Below are 17,804 nucleotides of genomic sequence, written 5' to 3' on the forward strand. Positions count from 1 at the left end.
AATAAGAAGTATCAGGCACGCTTATGGATAGAATGCCCGATAAGTTAGTTTGCTGTTGTTTTGTAAGGAATTTCTTGGCTATTATTTTTCATTAGACTGTAATTCATATAAAGTTATTTCTGGGCGAGCAAGGAAGCGGTAAGGGAGTCTTGTAGTTCCCAGTCCTCGATTCACGTATAGAGTTAGGTTTTCTAGCTCATACATTCCTTCTGTATATTTTTTTCCGAAAGGGGGCGTCACAAGGGCGCCAGCAAAAGGAATTTGAATTTGTCCAGCGTGGCTATGTCCGCTGATTTGATATTGTACTGGGTAATCTTTTGCAAATTCAGCAAGATCAGGTGCGTGTGATAAAAGGATGGTATAAGCGTGTTCTGGAATACCTAATAGAGACTTTTTTATGTTTGGAGATCCGAGCATGGCATCATCAATTCCAGCAATATATATTTTATCTCCGTTTAATAAGGAAATTGCAGCATGACTGTTTTGTAATAAAGTGAAACCTGAAAGCTCCATGATATGGTCATACATTTTAGAACCATATCCTCCGTGATCATGATTGCCGTATATGCTGAATTTACCTAAGGGAGCTTGAATGTTTTGTAGCAGTGGAATAATTTCGGATTGATGCGGATATTTATTTGGCTCATCCATTAAATCACCAGTGAAAAGGACAACATCTGGAGAGTATGTCTGTATTTTTGATAATACGGCCTGCAAATCTTTTAACTGAAATTGAAACCCTAAATGAGTATCACTAAATTGAACAATTTTCATTCCGTTAAAACCTTTTGGGATGAGTGAATGCTGAATTATGATTTCATTGAATTCAATCCATTTAGGTTCGATATCATGAGCATAATATCTACCGCCTATTCCTGCTCCCGTCAGAGATAATATGGTACCTACTGTTTTTTTTAGAAAAGATCTTCTTGTCAAGTTATTATTCATTCATATCAACCTATCTACTTAAATGTCACTTCCTTATACTACCAAACAATAGGTATAAAAAGAAGTATATATTATCTTTTAAAATAAAAGTTTTTTGTGAGCTTTGTTATCTAACACAAGCTGGCTCACTAATGCCAAATAACCTTCACAAAGGAAGTTAAAGAAGAACTTCACGAGTGAAGATTGGAACTCACTGGGAGAGGGACGGGCCTGCTCTTAGCTGTATTTCCTTTTACAAGGCGCTCACACTTTAAAATTATGACTTAAAAGCGTAAAGTTGCATTTGTAAATCTTTTCATTTAGAAATTAAATCTTTTGGTTAAGGATCATTTTTTGGGGGTAACACGCATGACACAACCAATGTTGGTAACATTTATCATACTTGTCTGTACATTTGCACTTATCATACAAGGAAAATTACGTGCAGATCTAGTAGCTCTCTTAGCACTTATGACGCTTGGACTGACTGGAATTCTAAATTTGGAAGAGGCTCTTTCTGGATTTTCAAATCCGGTTGTCATTATGATTGGTTCTTTATACGTCGTTGGAGCAGGAATTTCACTTTCCGGTCTTGCAGATAAAATTGTAAGTCAATTAAACCAACGCAAAAAAGGCAGTGAAGCTAAGATGATTATTTATGTAATGGCTACTGCAGGAATACTAGGGTCCTTGTTAAGTGGTACGGCAATTGTTACCTTGATGCTCCCGATCGTTACAAGCATGGCTTTAAAGAATAAGAAAAGCCCATCCAGGCTTCTGCTTCCACTAGCTTATGCCAGCGGGCTAGGTGGCATGTTAACAATGATTGGTACAACGCCTAATCTAGTAGTTAGTGAGATATTGCGGACTAATGAATACGCAAATTTAACTTTCTTTGATTTTACGCCTATCGGAATTGTTGCCCTTCTTTCAGGTTTAATCTTTATGCTCACTATAGGGAAAAGGCTCCTTCCGAATCGATTTATTTCCCTGAATAATAGTGGTAAGGGTTTAGCAGCGAGTGAATTGGCTGGAATGTATAAAGTTTACGGTCGCTTACATTATCTCTATATTCCATCGGACTCCGACATTGTTGGCGAACGTTTATCTGAGCTAAGGCTACCAGTTGATTATGAAATTACTGTCATTGAAATTAAAAGAAAAGCAAGAGATAAACAGCTTTCAATCTTAACGAAGTCTCAGATTTTTTCAGCGAAAGCAGAAGAAGTGCTTCATCCAGAAGATATTATTTTAGTCTTTGGTGAAGATGATGCTGTCATGAGGTTTGCAGATGACTTCGAATTGGAAATAAGACCTTTTCAACAAGAAGAGATCAAAAAACATTTTCATAGCAGTAAATTCGGGTTAACAGAAGTGCTGATCATGCCTCATTCTGATTATGAGAATCAATCCTTGCAAAACATCCATTTTCGTGAAAAATATCAATGCAGTGTATTAGCGATTAATCGAAAAGGGGAATATATCCAATCTGAATTAGGTACAGAACAATTAAAACCTGGAGATGCGCTTCTTATTCATGGAGAATGGGAAAACATTGAAAGGGTATCTACTGATTTGCAAGATGTGCTAGTTGTAGGGAGTGTAGCGCTTGAGTCAGAGCCAGTAGTTTTTACAAATAAAGCCATTATTGCTGCTGGAATTACCTTGCTTATGGTGATTATGCTATCTATTGATTTGATTTCTCCAACATTGTCGATGTCTATGGCCGCTTTGCTAATGATCGTAACAGGCTGCCTTCGATCAATCGAGGAGGCCTATCAAAGAATGAACTGGGAATCCGTTCTTTTCATTGGTGCCATCATTCCTCTCGCGCTTGCACTTGAAAAGACGGGTGGAATACTATTAATTAGTTCAATGGTAGAAAATGTAATCAATTGGGCAGGACCTTATGGATTATTAGGCATTTTATATTTACTGACAATGCTGATGAGCTTTTTTATTCCAAATGGAGCTGTAGCAATCATCGTTGCTCCTATTGCCTATACACTTGCTGAAAATCTGCACTATAGTCCGCTTCCTGTGTTAATCTGTGTAGCAGTTGCAGCAAGCATGGCATTCTCATCACCATCTGTATCACCATCAAATGCACTTGTGATGACTGCTGGGGAATATACGCAAAAGGATTTTGCTGTGATAGGTATCTTATTACAACTATTCATCGGCGTAATCATGATTTTTTCCATTCCTTTCTTTTTTCCATTTTAAAATCATTGGGAATGAGTCATTATAAAGTGGGGAAATCAAGAACCGATGTTTTAACAGAAAAGGGTCAGACCCCCGCAACTTTTACATACAGTTTAAATGAAATGCAAGTAACATTATCAACTGTGTAGGAAGTGCTGGGTCAGACCCTTTTTTGAACAACTTCAACTTTTTATCCCGTATTAACAGACTATAATACCTCATCTCATTTTTCTGAGATTAACGAACTTTTTTAAGATTGGATATCTACCGGTAAATGTGCATGAACAATGAAATAAAGGAAGGGAAAACCCCGCAAATAACATGCAGGGTTCATTAGTCGTTGATGGAAAGAGCTTCCTTCATTTTTTTAATTTCAAATCCAATGATCACTTCTCCGTTAATGATGACTGTTGGAGTGGAGTAGGACCCGTATTTTTTAGTTAATTCTTTCATTGCTACGACATCTGCTTTGATGTCTTTTTCTTGAAACGAAATATTATATTCGTTAAAAAACATTTTAACGATTTTACATGGCGGGCAGTCTGGTTGTGTAAAAAGTGTAACTTTATTCATCTTATCCTCCAATCTATATTTGGTAAAAGCTTTTTGAAAAAGAAAGAGTTTCAAATCGTTTTAGAGTAATTAGTCTAATTACTTAGATTAAAGCTATTATAAAAAAAATATTTAAAATTGGATAGCGAAACGTCTTTTGAGAAAAAATAACTGTGTTTTCGACACTTTTTTTAAAGTTTTTGTATACAAAATTAATCTGTTATTCTATGCTTTTATTAGGATCAGAAAAGGATGAAGAATGACGTGTCTGATGAAAAATTCTGAAATTAATTCGTTCTGGTTTTTGGATAGTTTTTTATGATATAGTGAAACCTACCGAAAAGGTTTTATACTAGAAAGGAGTGGGAGTATGTCTCAATTACAAGGCATTCTTACTAGATTGAAAAATCTTCAAGAGCAAGCACAGGAAACTGAATCTGCTCAGCGTTTTTTTGAAATAGATGGTGTTTTAAAATGTCAGGTTACATATTTCAGTAAAACGGAGATGTTTGAGTTAGAAGTTTTTAATGAAAAAAGCAAATCCTCTAAATATCAATTTGACAACATTGATATGATTACAATTGAAATTTTTGATCTTTTGCAATCATAATCTGATTGCAAAACCTAATAAAAGCCGACAGCATATGCTGTCGGCTTTTTCTGTAAGACAAAAAAGTGAAGGTTTCAAAATCAAATGGGCAAATGCACTTTGGCGATATCTTAGTTTGAACGTATGAAATCTGGTGAAAATCTGCATTCTATATAAAGTAAACACCCTCTACGTTACTTTGACTCTAGGGGTATAACTACTCGTTTAAACGGGATAAATGGAGGGATGAGGTTTGGAAAAGCCAACTGTAATATGTCCGCAATGTAAAAGTAAAAATGATATAAGTAAAGTATTGACTGCCCAGTCTAATCAAAACATTATTTTCGAGTGTCTCGAGTGTGGGCATATGCTGAGAAATATCGAAACAAACAAAGGTTGATATAAGATCTCTCATTTATCACACGCTAGGGCAGTAAGACCTCCACGCTTCTGAGGAACAAAGAAGATAGGTAGGGACAACCTTTGCTCGTAGAGGTCCGATTTGGTTCAATTAACCACCACTGATGGAAGTTTCACTTTATAGGTCAATTCAAGAAGAAAGTTTCCTTTACCTATGATACACTAGAAGTGTAGACGGAATTATGACTTATTAGGTAAGGGGTTTTGACATGATCGATACTCATGATGGGAACATAATGGAGCTAAATGTGAAAGACTTGATGATTCCTTCTGAACGTGTTGCTCACGTTCAGATTGCCAATAATCTAGAGCACACACTTCTTGTTTTGACAAAGAGCGGGTATACAGCCATCCCTGTATTAGATCCTACGTATAAGCTACATGGTCTGATAAGTACACCAGTCATCCTCGATTCTATCTTAGGGATGCAACGGATTGAATTTGAAAAGCTAGAGAATAAAAAAGTTTCTGAAATAATGAATCGAAATATTCCCCGGCTTCATATTGAAGATAAAATGGATAAAGGGCTTGAGCTTTTAATTGACCAACCTTTTGTATGTGTTCAAAATGATGAGGGGACTTTTGAAGGAATTCTGACAAGAAGAGCTATTTTGAAAGAATTATATAAAGGACCAGCATCTCCGTCTAAATAAAAATAAGCCCCCTTTAGGGCTTATTTTTATCCCGTTTTAACAGAAGAGATAACACGAGGATGTCTCAAAAGAGTCTGACCCAGCACGCACCACATCGTTTATCGTGTTACTTATGCTTTGTGTGGAAGTTTTACTGTATATGGAGAATAATAAATGATACGATGGTTTCAGATTTATCCCACGCTTAACGGGCAGGAAGACTCCCACTGATGAAAGTTTCACTTTATTTGGTATAAGAAAAACGAATCAAGGTGTTGAAAATATGTCATTTTCTGAGTTTCATTTATTATCTGTTTTAGCGCAAGAAATGAACATGCGTAAAGCGGCTGAACGATTATTCGTCTCACAGCCTGCCTTGTCACAGCGATTGCAAACGATTGAAAAGGATTGGAATGCTAAATTATTTCTTCGTTCACAAAAAGGACTTACTTTAACCTCAGCAGGGGAAGCAGTCATCCGATTAGCAAATGAAATTTTAGAAAAAGAAGAAAAAGTCAGGGAAAGTATTCAAGCTATGGATCATGAAGTATATGGAACATTGAAAATTGCCTGTGCTTCAATTGTTGGACAAAACTGGCTACCTCAAGTCTTGAAAAAATTTGTGCAAAAATACCCCTATGCCAAAATCTCACTTATTACTGGTTGGAGCAGTGAAATACTAAAATCATTATATGATGGTCAAGTACATATTGGGATTATACGTGGAGCACCTGATTGGAAGGGCTATAAACAGCATTTATTCACAGATATGTTGTACTTAGTTGATACGGAAATGAATGAGCTTGAACAAGTTCTTGAAACAGATCGGCCATTCATCCAGTTTAAAAGTGATTCAAATTATTATCAGGAAATTCAAAATTGGTGGCATCGTCATTTTCAGACGACACCTAAGAATACGATTATTGTTGACCAAATTGAAACATGTAAGCAAATGGTTTTCAATGGAATCGGTTATGCTATTCTTCCAGCAATTACACTCCATGATAAAGATCAAAACGTATATAAAATTCCCCTCTTGGACGGACAAAATCATTCGATTCAGCGAGATACATGGCTGTGCGGATATGAATCTGCATTTCAATTAAAGCAAGTAAAAGCATTTGAAGAGATTGTTGCTGAGCATATTCTCAATCAGGAATTATGATGAATATGTAATTTCTTGTTTTTTAACGTTACTTTTGATAAATTTAAGACCAGTGATTCATACATATTAGGGGGATTTTTCATGAAAATGATGGATGCACACGAAATTATTTCATTTATCCAAAACAGCACGAAATCAACACCAGTTAAGGTTTATATAAAAGGTGATTTGGACGGAATCGATTTTGGTCCTTCAGCTAAAACATTTATTAGCGGAGATGTAGGGACGGTCTTTGGAGAATGGTCTGAAATAAATGAAGCCATCAATAAATATGAGGGGAAAATTACCGACTATGTAATTGAAAATGACCGTAGAAATTCTGCGATTCCATTAGTCGATATGAAAAACATGAAAGCGCGTATTGAACCAGGTGCTATCATTCGCGATCAGGTTCAAATCGGTGATCATGCAGTAATCATGATGGGGGCTGCTATCAATATAGGTGCTGTTATTGGAGACGGTACGATGATTGATATGAATGCAGTGCTTGGTGGACGTGCCACCATCGGGAAAAATTGTCATGTCGGTGCCGGAGCAGTAATAGCTGGTGTAGTCGAACCGCCATCGGCAAAACCAGTTATTTTGGAAGACGATGTACTGATTGGTGCAAATGCAGTGGTTCTTGAAGGCGTTACAATTGGACAAGGTTCTGTAGTAGCAGCTGGAGCTGTGGTGACACAAGATATACCTCCTTATTCTGTAGCAGCGGGTATTCCTGCAAAAGTGATTAAAGCAATCGATGAAAAAACAAAATCGAAAACAGAAATCATACAAGAACTTCGCCAATTATGAGATTCATACTAGTATGTTTTTGTGACGTATAAGTAGTCAGCTTACGTTTAAGGAAGTGGCTTCTTACACTCACTTGTGATTATAAGCAGTTCTCTCTAAAATGAAACAATATCGAAAGGAAAGCGTGGATGGTTCATGGATCCGCGCTTTTCTTGTATAAGGTGGGAATCATCAATGACTGAAGTAGAGTCAATACTGTATCCTTTTGTAAAAATTCGTAGAGACCTTCATAAAATACCTGAAATCGGTTTTAAAGAAGTTAAGACACAAAAATATTTATTAGATTATTTATCTACATTGCCGCAGGACAGATATGAATTGGAAACATGGGAAACGGGGATTTTTGTAAAAGTAATTGGCCTTGCTCCCCAAAAAACAATTGGCTATCGAGCAGATATGGATGGGTTACCGATTAAAGAGGAGACAGATTTACCATTTTCTTCAGAACATGATCAATATATGCATGCTTGCGGTCATGATTTTCATATGAGTATTGCGCTTGGAGTATTAAGTTATTTTGTTCTTAACCCAATTAATGATCATATTTTGTTTATTTTTCAGCCCGCTGAGGAAGGTCCTGGTGGTGCAGAACCGATGTTGAGTTCAGAAACTATGAATAAGTGGAAGCCAGATATTATTATGGCTCTGCATATCGCTCCTGAATATCCTGTTGGGACAATTGCGCTAAAAGAAGGACTATTATTTGCTAATACGTCAGAACTGTTTATTGAGTTAAAAGGGAAAGGTGGACATGCTGCTTATCCCCATGAAACTAATGATATGGTTGTTGCAGCATGTTCACTTGTTGGTCAATTGCAATCGATTGTTTCTCGAAACGTGAATCCTCTTGATTCAGCAGTAGTTACGATTGGGAAAATCAGTGGGGGCAGTGTGCAAAATATAATTGCAGAAAAAGCAAGGCTAGAAGGCACAATTCGTACCTTGAATGAAGAATCGATGATAAAAGTAAAAATGCGAATTGAACAGCTGCTCTGCGGGATTAAGGCTGGGTATGCATGTGAGGGATGGATTGATTATGGATCCATGTACCATCAAGTATTTAATGAAGAACAGCTCACAACGGAATTTATGGAATTTGCAAAAAAAGTACCTGGAATACAGGTGCATCACTGTAATGAAGCGATGACAGGAGAAGATTTCGGATATATGTTGAAGGAAATTCCAGGATTTATGTTCTGGTTAGGTGTCAACTCAACATATGGACTGCATCATGCTAAATTAAATCCAGATGAACAGGCGATAGAAAAAGCAATTACGCTACTTACTCACTATATAACATTTAAAGGATCGAATGAATAATTAACAGGCATGAGTGTTATTCTCATTTTAAGGGGATGTTTAAAAAGTCCAATAAAAACGCTTGCGAATTGTGACATCGTTCATGAATGACCTACTGTTAAAATCGCGCACGTCATGACGAGCAACACAGAAGTCAGCACATCCTGTGCAAGTCCAATCATCTTCTCGAATTGAAAAAAGCTTTCATGCTTATCATATGGTAGAATAGCAGTGCATCAAGTTAGCTTGTTGGAGGTAGAATTCGTGAAAAAAGAATTTGCAGTAATCGGGCTTGGCCGATTTGGAGGTAGTATCGTTAGAGCTCTAATTGAGGAGGGCATGGAAGTGCTTGCCATTGATATGGATGAGGATCGGGTTAATGAATATGCAATGATTGCTTCACATGCGGTTATTGGGGATACAACAGAAGAAAATGTTCTTAAAAGCCTTGGAATCCGAAATTTCGATCATGTGATTGTCGCGATTGGTGACAATATTCAATCGAGTATCCTGACGACTTTAATGTTAAAGGAATTAGGTGTCGAAAATATTACAGTGAAGGCCCAAAATGATTATCATGAGAAAGTTTTGATAAAAATTGGTGCAGATCATGTTGTTCATCCAGAGAGAGACATGGGGAAGCGTATTGCACATAGCATCGTATCGAATAATGTTCTTGATTATTTAGAGTTGTCTGATGAACATTCCATCGTGGAAATTGTGGCAAGTTCTAAAATGGAAGGTAAAACCATTATTGATCTTGATATTAGGGCGCGTTTTGGTATTAATATTGTTGCTGTAAAAAGAGGGGGAGAAATCATAGTTTCACCTCAAGGAAATGACCCAATTCACAAAGGGGATATCTTGATTGTCATCGGGGCTGACTCAGATATTAACCGTTTTGAAAAAAAGACTGTAGATTAAGAACAAAAGTGAAAAGCACCTTGATCAACCTAGAGGATAGCGTAAGACGAGCAAGTTATATGGAAGTGATCTTCCCACCAGATCGATTCGTTTGTAGCTGCTTGTGCTAACTTCGGACAGACAAATTAAATGATCCATATAAAAATAATTGTCTAGTATGTTCAGTAATAAAAGAGGATGTCCCCTAAAATATGGGACATCCTCTTTTATATATTAATTTTATTATACTTCCATGATAATTGGTAAAATCATTGGACGGCGTTTTGTTTTTTCGTACAGGAATGGAGAAAGTGTGTCTGTAATTTCGTTTTTAATTTCAGACCATTGAGTCGTCTTGCGTTCCATTACTTTATTTAGATGCTTTGTAATAAGCGCTTGGGCATCGTTAATTAAATCACCTGATTCTCTCATGTATACAAATCCTCTTGAAATGATATCTGGACCAGCGGCAATTTTGAAGTCTTTCATGTTGATGCTGACAACTACAACAACAAGTCCTTCCTCAGACAGGATACGACGGTCACGTAGTACAATATTCCCAATATCACCAATACCGCTACCATCAATGTAAACGGAGCCTGAAGGGATCTTTCCAGCCACTTGTGCTGTATTTTCACTTAAGGCGAGCACTTCACCATTATCCATGATGAAACAATTTTCTTCTGGAACACCGCAGTCGATGGCATGTTGGCTGTGCAATTTTTGCATCCGATATTCACCGTGAATCGGCATGAAGTACTTCGGCTTAATTAAACGAAGCATCAGCTTTTGTTCTTGTTGCCCGCCATGACCTGACGTATGAATGTTACTAAGCGGTCCGCTAATCACGTCCGCACCAGCACGGTATAATTGATTAATCGTTCTAGAAACACTGATTGTATTTCCTGGAATCGGTGAAGATGAGAATACAACTGTATCTCCTGGGATGATCTGAATTTGACGATGCGTGCCATTAGCAATTCTTGATAGGGCAGCCATTGGCTCACCTTGGCTACCTGTACAAAGGATTGTTACACGGTTTGCAGGAAGTCGATTGATTTGCTGAGCATCGATAAAAGTATCTTTTGGTGCAACAATATACCCTAAATCTTGTCCGATTGTGATAGCTGCTTCCATACTTCTACCAAAAACTGCGACCTTCCGTCCGTTTTTAACAGCTGCTTCAACGACTTGTTGCAGTCTGTGAATGTTAGAAGCAAACGTAGCGAAAATAATTCGACCTTCCACTTTACGGAAAATATCATCAATGCTCTCGCCTACACGGCGTTCTGACATTGTAAAAGTCTGAACCTCACTATTTGTACTATCAGATAATAGGCATAGAACGCCTTCTTTTCCGATTTCAGCCATCTTCGTTAAATTAGCAGGTTCTCCTACTGGTGTGAAGTCGAATTTAAAGTCTCCGGTATGGACAATTTGCCCTGGAGGAGTTTTAACAACAATCCCATAAGAATCCGGGATACTGTGAGTTGTTCTGAAAAACGAAACAGATGTCTTGCGGAACTTAATCACATCATCCTCTTGAATTTCATGTAATTTCGTTTGACGTAGAAGACCATGTTCTTCTAATTTATTGCGTAATAATCCTAATGCTAGTTTTCCACCATAAACAGGAATGTTAATAGCTTTTAGTAAATAGGGAATTCCGCCTATATGGTCTTCATGTCCATGGGTAATGAAGAGTCCCTTAATCTTATCTACATTTTTTACTAAATACGTATAATCTGGAATCACGTAGTCGATGCCTAGAAGCTCGTCCTCTGGAAATTTAATTCCTGCATCGATAATAATAATTTCATCCTGGAATTGTACTGCATACGTATTCTTACCGATTTCACCTAGGCCGCCAAGTGCATAAACGGCTGTTTGGTCATTTTTTACAAATTTCATAAATTATCCTAACTCCAATACATTAAAATCTTCATTATTTTTCTTTTCATATTCATAATATGCCCCAGTAACCGGCTCAACATATTCAATATTATAAGGAAAATCCTTTATTTTATCGCGAACATCTCGTGTTGACTCTCCCTCAACATAAATGGATTGAGTATGCTCTCTTACAGGTACATTATTTAGATTCTCTTGGTAGTAAACTTTAAAAACCATTACTTTCTCTCCTCTTCTTTTTAAATTGCTTGTTTCATTATATATAAAAAAAACAATTTTTTCATGTTTTAGTACATCATGTGAACATTGTAACGATTAAGTATACGTGCGAAGACCTCTTCTATCCATTCATTTCCGTTCATTGGGTCTATAATGCACTTTACACAAGCAAGAAGCCCTTCGCAAGTATTTGAAGGGCTATATCAAATAATTTTATGCGATTGATTTCCTTTTTAAAAGATCATTCCATTGTTTACGTAGCTTTTTACGAAGCCTTTTTAACATGGTGATCACTCCCTTGTCTTTTATTGTATAGAATAATTTAATAAAGTAAATACATATTTCCCAGATAATAGGAATTATTTTAAAAAAACCACTGATACCCAGTTTTGACCGATGGAGGAAGTAGTTATAGTATATACATCGTATGAAAATTCCTTGATTCCAAATAATGGATGATGGTATTTTCCTTCATGGAAGATTCTTGACATATACTAGAACGCAGTTTTTAATAAGTATGAAGAGTGTTATAGAATCGTTTTTAAGAAAAAAACAAACAAGATAGAAAATTTGATAAAGACATTATTAAAATAGAATGGACGTGTTGAAGTAGATATGCAGAAAATTGTATTTTTTGATATAGATGGAACATTGCTTGATCATGAGAAGACATTACCTGCATCGACAAAGGCTGCTATTAAGCAACTACAAGAGAATGGCGTTTATGTTGCGATTGCAACTGGAAGAGCCCCATTTATGTTTGAATCATTGAGAGAAGAATTGGACATTGAGTCATTTGTTAGCTTTAATGGTCAATATGTTGTGTTTGAAAACGAAGTGATATACAAAAACCCCCTTTCATTCAATGAACTGGAGCGTTTACATGAAATGGCCGGAGAGAATGAAGAGACACCTCTTGTGTTTATGAATGAGAAAACGATGAAAGCAAATGTTAGCCATAGCGATCGAATTGAAGAGGCGATTGGTACATTGAAATTTCCGCATCCGGAACGTCAAGATGATTTCTATCATGGGAAAGAAATATATCAAAGCCTAGTCTTTTGTACAAGGGAAGAAGAAGAGGCACTAATTACTGGGAAATTCGATAAATTCAAATTTATTCGCTGGCATGATCTATCGATTGATGTGTTGCCATTTGGTGGTTCAAAAGCAGAAGGAATTAAACAGTTTGTTAAGAAAGCTGGCTTTGCCATGGAAAATGTTTATGCATTCGGTGATGGACTAAATGATATTGAAATGCTTGAGACGGTTGGACATGGCGTAGCAATGGGGAATGCTTTGGACGAGGTTAAGAAACATGCGGATTATGTAACAAAAGATGTAAGTGAAGAAGGCATCCTTTTTGGCCTTCGCCAAGTAGGGCTAATATAAAGTGAAACCTCAATCAGTGGGGACATACTGCCTATTATGTGGGATAAAAAAGAGGTTGTCCGATCATTTATCTATCGGACAACCTCTTTTTTTAACTTCACTTCATCATCGCTCAAGCGGTGTTGCGTCATCTGAAATATCGAATGGGTCGATTTCGTTAATTCGATCAAAAAACATAATACCATTCAGATGGTCAATTTCATGCTGAAAGACGATAGCAGGCAAACCGGTTAGTTTAACTGATATTTCTTCGCCGTTTAGGTTCACACCTTTAACGGTTATTTTTGCGTATCTGGGTACAAATCCTGGGAAAGGACGATCAACAGATAAGCAACCTTCACCATTGGTTAAATAGGTTTGAGCTTTTGTGTGCCTGATGATTTTTGGATTAAATAATGCATAACTATACTGTTTTCCTTCAGAATCCTTGACATGAACAGCAATCATCCGTTTTGATACATTAATTTGGGGAGCGGCAAGTCCAACGCCTGGCCGAAGTCCGAATTCATTTGCCTTGTCAGGGTCTTGACTGTTTATAACATAGTCCAGCATGCTTGATAAAATTTCTTGTTCTTCCTCAGAAGCCGGTAAGCTTACCTCAGCAGCTTTTTTACGAAGTGTTGGGTGTCCTTCTCTAATGATGTCTTTCATTATAAGCATAGTTTTCGCCCTTCTTTCTTAAAATATATTCAGAGATAAAATGTTTCTAGGATTTACAAGCTATAATCCCCACTGAATTGAGGACTTGCTGTATATGTATAGATAAAGATAGTTTATCAAAGTTTAGCTAAATAGTTAATGGTGTCAATGCGTTAAAAACAGTATCGTTAAGTTTTTGCGCTTTCAGTTTTGGGTAACGCAAAACGGAAGCGATGAGGGGAAGCTACTACGTATAGAGCTTCCCATGAAAGGGTACTTGAATAAGTTAAACTTTATTCGATTCCTTTTTTAAACGAAACAAGATAAAGATTCGGTGTGGGTTAGCACAAACAAGCACCGACGATAATCAATAGAATGAAGAGAACAACAATTAAGGCAAATCCACTTCCAAAGCCGCATTCGCCTCCGCCATACCCATAACTGGGATAAGTCTCAACTGGATAACAGCAATCATTTCCGTAACCACCATAATACATAAAGGATCCCTCCGTTTTGTTAATTCCATCATTCCTAAAGGAGCGATGTACTTACAACCTATGCGAAGAAGAGAAATTGGTCTGGGCTTTTGCCTATTCATAAAGAGTTAAGACAAGTCATATATTCAAGAGATACGGGGCATATTTGCATTTGCTTTCTGATGCTAAGGGATGGGATAAAAGAGTAGATGTTAGTTGTCAAAAACTGACGATTTCCAGTATAGTAGTCTATATAGAGAATAGGGGGAGTTTTAGCAATGAGTAAATTTTTTAAATGGACTGTGTTATGTTTAGTGTTAGGCGGAATCCTTTCGGGATGTACAGCTAAAGACTCTCCAGAAGAACAAATATATCAAATACTCGAAGCGGCTGTGAAGAAAGAAAAAACCTTTGAAGAACAGCAGCAGCCTATTACTGAACTAGAGAATAAAGAAAAAGAGTATTACAACACGATTCTTAAACTAGGCTTGAGGGAGTTTGACCAAATTGTTAAACTTTCGAATGAAGCGATCAATAATATTGAAAAAAGAAAAGAGTTTATTGAAAAAGAACGTGAAAGCATGCTTGCTTCGCGTGAAAAATTTAAACAAATCGATGATAAAATTAAAAGTATAGAGGACCAGGACCTAAAAAAAGAAGCGGAAAAATTAAAGGTGACTATGATTGAACGGTATGAGGCGCATGAAAAACTTTATACTACTTATAAGGAAAGTTTAGATTTGGATAAAGCTTTATATACTCTTTTCCAAAAAGAAAACTTAAAAATGGATGAACTAGAAGCACAAATCGAGATGATTAATCAAACCTACCAAACAGTGATTGAAGCAAATGATGCTTTTAATAATAAAACGAATCAATATAATGAGGAAAAACAGAAATTCTATAAAGATGCAGAGATTGAAGTTTCAGATACGAAATAAGCTAAGTAAAACAATAGATAGTATAACTGTATTCTCTAAGGAAGCCGACTCAGATTTTGAGCGGTTTTTTTATTATTTTTATCCTGATCTAAAAGGTTTAAACATCCATCACATTTTTGAAAGTGAAATTAAGGAAAATAGCTGGAGGATGAATAACCCTCGCTGATGGAAAATGCACTTTATGGATATAATAAATTTATGAAATTGTGTAATGATAGTATAGGGGAGTCGGAAAAAATGTAAAGAAATGGGGAAGAAAGCAGTTTTTAAAGGTAGCGCATACATCTGTCGTAAAACAGATATTCTTTTATAGTACAGGTATATTAATTATAGTATAACAGTTTTAGCGTTGATAAAATTTACTAATAAGAATTATCGTTTGAAAGCTCATTAATATAGGTCGTTGTAATTGACTATGCTGATGTGGTGAGGTACACTTAATTATGGATAAAGCATTGTATCATTTTATAATTAGTTTTTACTGATACAGAATATCGTGAAAATGAAAACCCAGTGAATGTTTGCATTCACTCTATATGGGAAAAATACATTGGTATTTCATTTAGACTTTTAGAAATGAAGAATGCTTTACAAAATATAACCTTTTTATTGAAAGGATGAGGTGGCACAGATGGCTTCTAAAGTAAACCAAGCTAATTTTGATGTCAAGAAACAGTTCGAAACAGTTGAAGAACAGTTTCAAACATTACAAATTTTAAATGAAGAAGGCGAAATCGTAAACGAAGCAGCAATGCCTGAGTTAACAGATGAGCAATTACAAGAACTGATGAGAAGAATGGTTTATACACGTATTCTTGATCAACGTTCTATCTCTTTAAACCGTCAAGGAAGATTAGGTTTCTATGCACCAACAGCTGGACAAGAAGCTTCTCAACTTGCATCGCAATTTGCACTTGAAAAAGAAGACTTCATTCTGCCGGGATATCGTGATGTTCCACAATTAATTTGGCACGGCTTGCCGCTTTCACAAGCGTTCTTATTCTCACGTGGCCATTTTAAAGGAAATCAAATCCCTGAAGGAGTAAATGTTATTTCTCCACAAATCATTATTGGAGCTCAATACGTTCAAGCAGCGGGTGTTGCTCTTGGAATGAAGAAACGTGGTACTAAAGCTGTAGCAATTACTTATACAGGTGACGGTGGAACTTCACAAGGTGACTTCTATGAAGGAATTAACTTTGCTGGTGCATTTAAAGCTCCTGCCATCTTTATTATTCAAAACAACCGATTTGCGATTTCTACGCCTGTAGATAAACAATCAGCATCTAAGACATTGGCGCAAAAAGCAGTTGCTGCTGGTATTCCTGGCGTTGTAGTAGACGGAATGGATCCACTTGCTGTATACAAAGCTGTGAAAGACGCCCGCGAGCGCGCAATTAACGGAGAAGGCCCGACACTTATCGAAACATTAACATACCGTTATGGTCCACATACAATGGCTGGTGATGATCCAACTCGCTATCGTACTTCAGATCTTGATAATGAGTGGGAATTGAAAGATCCACTAGTTCGTTTCCGTAAATTCCTTGAAGCTAAAGGTTTATGGAATGAAGAGAAAGAGAATGAAACAATTGAAAAGGCGAAAGAAGATATTAAAGAAGCAATTAAAGTTGCAGATGCAGAGCCTAAACAAACGGTTACTGATTTAATATCAAATATGTTCGAAGAAATGCCTTCTAACTTGAAAGAACAATACGAAATTTACAAAGAAAAGGAGTCGAAGTAAGCCATGGCTCAAATGACGATGATTCAAGCTATTACAGATGCGTTACGCACTGAATTAAAAAACGATGAAAATGTTCTTGTTTTCGGTGAAGACGTTGGTAAAAACGGCGGTGTATTCCGTGCTACGGAAAACCTGCAAAAAGAATTTGGCGAAGATCGTGTATTTGATACTCCACTTGCAGAGTCGGGTATTGGCGGTATTGCCATTGGTCTTGGACTACAAGGATTCCGTCCGGTTCCTGAAATCCAATTCTTCGGTTTCTTATTTGAAGTAATGGATTCTGTTGCGGGACAAATGTCACGTATGCGTTACCGTTCAGGCGGCCGTTACAATTCACCAATCACAATTCGTTCTCCTTTCGGTGGCGGTGTGCACACACCGGAAATGCATGCGGACAGCCTTGAAGGGTTAATGGCGCAAACACCTGGATTGAAAGTAGTCATTCCTTCTTCTCCGTATGATGCAAAAGGTTTGCTAATTTCTTCTATCCGTGATAACGATCCAGTTATCTTCCTTGAGCATATGAAACTATATCGCTCTTTCCGTGAAGATGTGCCTGAAGAAGAATACACAATTCCTCTAGGTGTCGCTTCTGTGAAACGTGAAGGAAAAGATCTTTCTATTATTACTTACGGCGCAATGGTTCAGGAATCAATCAAAGCCGCGGAAGAATTAGAAAAAGAAGGACATTCAGTAGAAGTCATCGACCTTCGTACGATTTCACCACTTGATATTGACACAATCATTGCATCTGTTGAAAAAACAGGCCGTGCAATTGTTGTTCAAGAAGCTCAAAAACAAGCTGGAATCGCGGCGAATGTTGTGGCAGAAATTAATGATCGTGCCATCCTTAGCCTAGATGCACCAGTATTACGTGTAACAGCAGCAGATACTGTTTTCGCATTTTCACAAGCTGAGCCAGTTTGGCTTCCTAACTACAAGGATGTTATGGAAACTGCGAAAAAAGTGTTAAACTTCTAATGATCTAAAAGTCC

At 37.0% G+C, this 17,804-nt stretch carries 17 protein-coding genes; 11 read left to right on the top strand and 6 right to left on the bottom strand.

Annotated features, from left to right (window positions below):
* Nucleotides 1-81: 81 nt before the first annotated feature.
* A complete protein-coding gene (locus ACIQZI_RS11080) occupies nt 82-948 on the bottom strand; it encodes a metallophosphoesterase (protein WP_403073069.1) in 867 nt (288 codons plus the stop codon).
* Between the two features lie 348 nt (nt 949-1,296).
* Here ACIQZI_RS11080 and ACIQZI_RS11085 point away from each other — a divergent pair, with 348 nt between their 5' ends.
* Nucleotides 1,297-3,153: an SLC13 family permease gene (locus ACIQZI_RS11085; protein WP_403073072.1), complete on the top strand. Its 1,857-nt coding sequence runs from the start codon at nt 1,297-1,299 to the stop codon at nt 3,151-3,153.
* A 312-nt stretch (nt 3,154-3,465) separates the two neighbouring features.
* Here the strand turns inward: ACIQZI_RS11085 and ACIQZI_RS11090 are convergent, their stop codons facing one another.
* Nucleotides 3,466-3,705: a glutaredoxin domain-containing protein gene (locus tag ACIQZI_RS11090; protein WP_062181671.1), complete on the bottom strand. Its 240-nt coding sequence runs from the start codon at nt 3,703-3,705 to the stop codon at nt 3,466-3,468.
* 349 nt (nt 3,706-4,054) lie between these two features.
* On the opposite strand from ACIQZI_RS11090, the gene ACIQZI_RS11095 reads away from it, so the two are divergent.
* The 6 genes from ACIQZI_RS11095 to ACIQZI_RS11120 all read left to right on the top strand — a co-directional run bounded on the left by ACIQZI_RS11095 (nt 4,055) and on the right by ACIQZI_RS11120 (nt 9,505).
* Complete coding sequence (locus ACIQZI_RS11095) at nt 4,055-4,294, top strand: DUF1797 family protein (protein WP_062181668.1); 240 nt, start codon at nt 4,055-4,057, stop codon at nt 4,292-4,294.
* A 608-nt stretch (nt 4,295-4,902) separates the two neighbouring features.
* A complete protein-coding gene (gene cbpB / locus ACIQZI_RS11100) occupies nt 4,903-5,346 on the top strand; it encodes a cyclic-di-AMP-binding protein CbpB (protein ID WP_062181665.1) in 444 nt (147 codons plus the stop codon).
* A gap of 262 nt (nt 5,347-5,608) precedes the next feature.
* Nucleotides 5,609-6,490: a transcriptional regulator CcpC gene (locus ACIQZI_RS11105; protein WP_062181662.1), complete on the top strand. Its 882-nt coding sequence runs from the start codon at nt 5,609-5,611 to the stop codon at nt 6,488-6,490.
* An 81-nt stretch (nt 6,491-6,571) separates the two neighbouring features.
* Complete coding sequence (dapD, locus tag ACIQZI_RS11110) at nt 6,572-7,282, top strand: 2,3,4,5-tetrahydropyridine-2,6-dicarboxylate N-acetyltransferase (protein WP_403073079.1); 711 nt, start codon at nt 6,572-6,574, stop codon at nt 7,280-7,282.
* 174 nt (nt 7,283-7,456) lie between these two features.
* Nucleotides 7,457-8,602: an N-acetyldiaminopimelate deacetylase gene (locus ACIQZI_RS11115; protein WP_403073082.1), complete on the top strand. Its 1,146-nt coding sequence runs from the start codon at nt 7,457-7,459 to the stop codon at nt 8,600-8,602.
* Between the two features lie 243 nt (nt 8,603-8,845).
* The gene (locus tag ACIQZI_RS11120) at nt 8,846-9,505 is read left to right on the top strand and encodes a potassium channel family protein (RefSeq protein ID WP_062181653.1); all 660 of its coding nucleotides are present in this window, start codon (nt 8,846-8,848) and stop codon (nt 9,503-9,505) included.
* A 222-nt stretch (nt 9,506-9,727) separates the two neighbouring features.
* Here the strand turns inward: ACIQZI_RS11120 and rnjA are convergent, their stop codons facing one another.
* Nucleotides 9,728-11,395 carry a ribonuclease J1 gene (rnjA, locus tag ACIQZI_RS11125; protein WP_062181650.1) on the bottom strand — a complete coding sequence of 556 codons (1,668 nt, stop codon included), beginning with the start codon at nt 11,393-11,395 and terminating at the stop codon, nt 9,728-9,730.
* Nucleotides 11,396-11,398: 3 nt separating this feature from the next.
* Entirely contained in the window at nt 11,399-11,614 is a 216-nt protein-coding gene (locus ACIQZI_RS11130) for a DNA-dependent RNA polymerase subunit epsilon (RefSeq protein ID WP_062181647.1), read from the bottom strand.
* 615 nt (nt 11,615-12,229) lie between these two features.
* Here ACIQZI_RS11130 and ACIQZI_RS11135 point away from each other — a divergent pair.
* Nucleotides 12,230-13,006, top strand: a complete 777-nt coding sequence (locus tag ACIQZI_RS11135) for a Cof-type HAD-IIB family hydrolase (RefSeq protein WP_062181644.1) — start codon at nt 12,230-12,232, stop codon at nt 13,004-13,006.
* A gap of 105 nt (nt 13,007-13,111) precedes the next feature.
* Here ACIQZI_RS11135 and def read toward each other — a convergent pair whose 3' ends face one another.
* Both def and ACIQZI_RS11145 read right to left on the bottom strand, forming a co-directional pair.
* The gene (gene def / locus ACIQZI_RS11140) at nt 13,112-13,666 is read right to left on the bottom strand and encodes a peptide deformylase (RefSeq protein ID WP_403073088.1); all 555 of its coding nucleotides are present in this window, start codon (nt 13,664-13,666) and stop codon (nt 13,112-13,114) included.
* A 320-nt stretch (nt 13,667-13,986) separates the two neighbouring features.
* A complete protein-coding gene (locus tag ACIQZI_RS11145; RefSeq protein WP_403073091.1) occupies nt 13,987-14,142 on the bottom strand; it encodes a YjcZ family sporulation protein in 156 nt (51 codons plus the stop codon).
* A 257-nt stretch (nt 14,143-14,399) separates the two neighbouring features.
* Here ACIQZI_RS11145 and ACIQZI_RS11150 point away from each other — a divergent pair, with 257 nt between their 5' ends.
* The 3 genes from ACIQZI_RS11150 (at nt 14,400) to ACIQZI_RS11160 (ending at nt 17,790) form a co-directional block, all read left to right on the top strand.
* A complete protein-coding gene (locus tag ACIQZI_RS11150) occupies nt 14,400-15,062 on the top strand; it encodes a YkyA family protein (protein ID WP_403073094.1) in 663 nt (220 codons plus the stop codon).
* A 631-nt stretch (nt 15,063-15,693) separates the two neighbouring features.
* Nucleotides 15,694-16,809, top strand: a complete 1,116-nt coding sequence (pdhA, locus tag ACIQZI_RS11155) for a pyruvate dehydrogenase (acetyl-transferring) E1 component subunit alpha (protein WP_062181630.1) — start codon at nt 15,694-15,696, stop codon at nt 16,807-16,809.
* 3 nt (nt 16,810-16,812) lie between these two features.
* Nucleotides 16,813-17,790, top strand: a complete 978-nt coding sequence (locus tag ACIQZI_RS11160; protein WP_062181627.1) for an alpha-ketoacid dehydrogenase subunit beta — start codon at nt 16,813-16,815, stop codon at nt 17,788-17,790.
* Nucleotides 17,791-17,804 lie beyond the last annotated feature (14 nt).

It is taken from the genome of Peribacillus sp. NPDC096379 (assembly GCF_044762875.1).
Lineage (GTDB): Bacteria > Bacillota > Bacilli > Bacillales > DSM-1321 > Peribacillus.

Excerpts from the sequence above, each read along its gene's own strand:
- ACIQZI_RS11080 (WP_403073069.1), bottom strand. The coding sequence starts at position 948 with ATGAATAATAACTTGACAAGAAGATCTTTTCTAAAAAAAACAGTAGGT.
- ACIQZI_RS11085 (WP_403073072.1), top strand. The coding sequence starts at position 1,297 with ATGACACAACCAATGTTGGTAACATTTATCATACTTGTCTGTACATTT.
- ACIQZI_RS11090 (WP_062181671.1), bottom strand. The coding sequence starts at position 3,705 with ATGAATAAAGTTACACTTTTTACACAACCAGACTGCCCGCCATGTAAA.
- ACIQZI_RS11095 (WP_062181668.1), top strand. The coding sequence starts at position 4,055 with ATGTCTCAATTACAAGGCATTCTTACTAGATTGAAAAATCTTCAAGAG.
- cbpB (WP_062181665.1), top strand. The coding sequence starts at position 4,903 with ATGATCGATACTCATGATGGGAACATAATGGAGCTAAATGTGAAAGAC.
- ACIQZI_RS11105 (WP_062181662.1), top strand. The coding sequence starts at position 5,609 with ATGTCATTTTCTGAGTTTCATTTATTATCTGTTTTAGCGCAAGAAATG.
- dapD (WP_403073079.1), top strand. The coding sequence starts at position 6,572 with ATGAAAATGATGGATGCACACGAAATTATTTCATTTATCCAAAACAGC.
- ACIQZI_RS11115 (WP_403073082.1), top strand. The coding sequence starts at position 7,457 with ATGACTGAAGTAGAGTCAATACTGTATCCTTTTGTAAAAATTCGTAGA.
- rnjA (WP_062181650.1), bottom strand. The coding sequence starts at position 11,395 with ATGAAATTTGTAAAAAATGACCAAACAGCCGTTTATGCACTTGGCGGC.
- ACIQZI_RS11130 (WP_062181647.1), bottom strand. The coding sequence starts at position 11,614 with ATGGTTTTTAAAGTTTACTACCAAGAGAATCTAAATAATGTACCTGTA.
- ACIQZI_RS11135 (WP_062181644.1), top strand. The coding sequence starts at position 12,230 with ATGCAGAAAATTGTATTTTTTGATATAGATGGAACATTGCTTGATCAT.
- def (WP_403073088.1), bottom strand. The coding sequence starts at position 13,666 with ATGCTTATAATGAAAGACATCATTAGAGAAGGACACCCAACACTTCGT.
- ACIQZI_RS11145 (WP_403073091.1), bottom strand. The coding sequence starts at position 14,142 with ATGTATTATGGTGGTTACGGAAATGATTGCTGTTATCCAGTTGAGACT.
- ACIQZI_RS11150 (WP_403073094.1), top strand. The coding sequence starts at position 14,400 with ATGAGTAAATTTTTTAAATGGACTGTGTTATGTTTAGTGTTAGGCGGA.
- pdhA (WP_062181630.1), top strand. The coding sequence starts at position 15,694 with ATGGCTTCTAAAGTAAACCAAGCTAATTTTGATGTCAAGAAACAGTTC.
- ACIQZI_RS11160 (WP_062181627.1), top strand. The coding sequence starts at position 16,813 with ATGGCTCAAATGACGATGATTCAAGCTATTACAGATGCGTTACGCACT.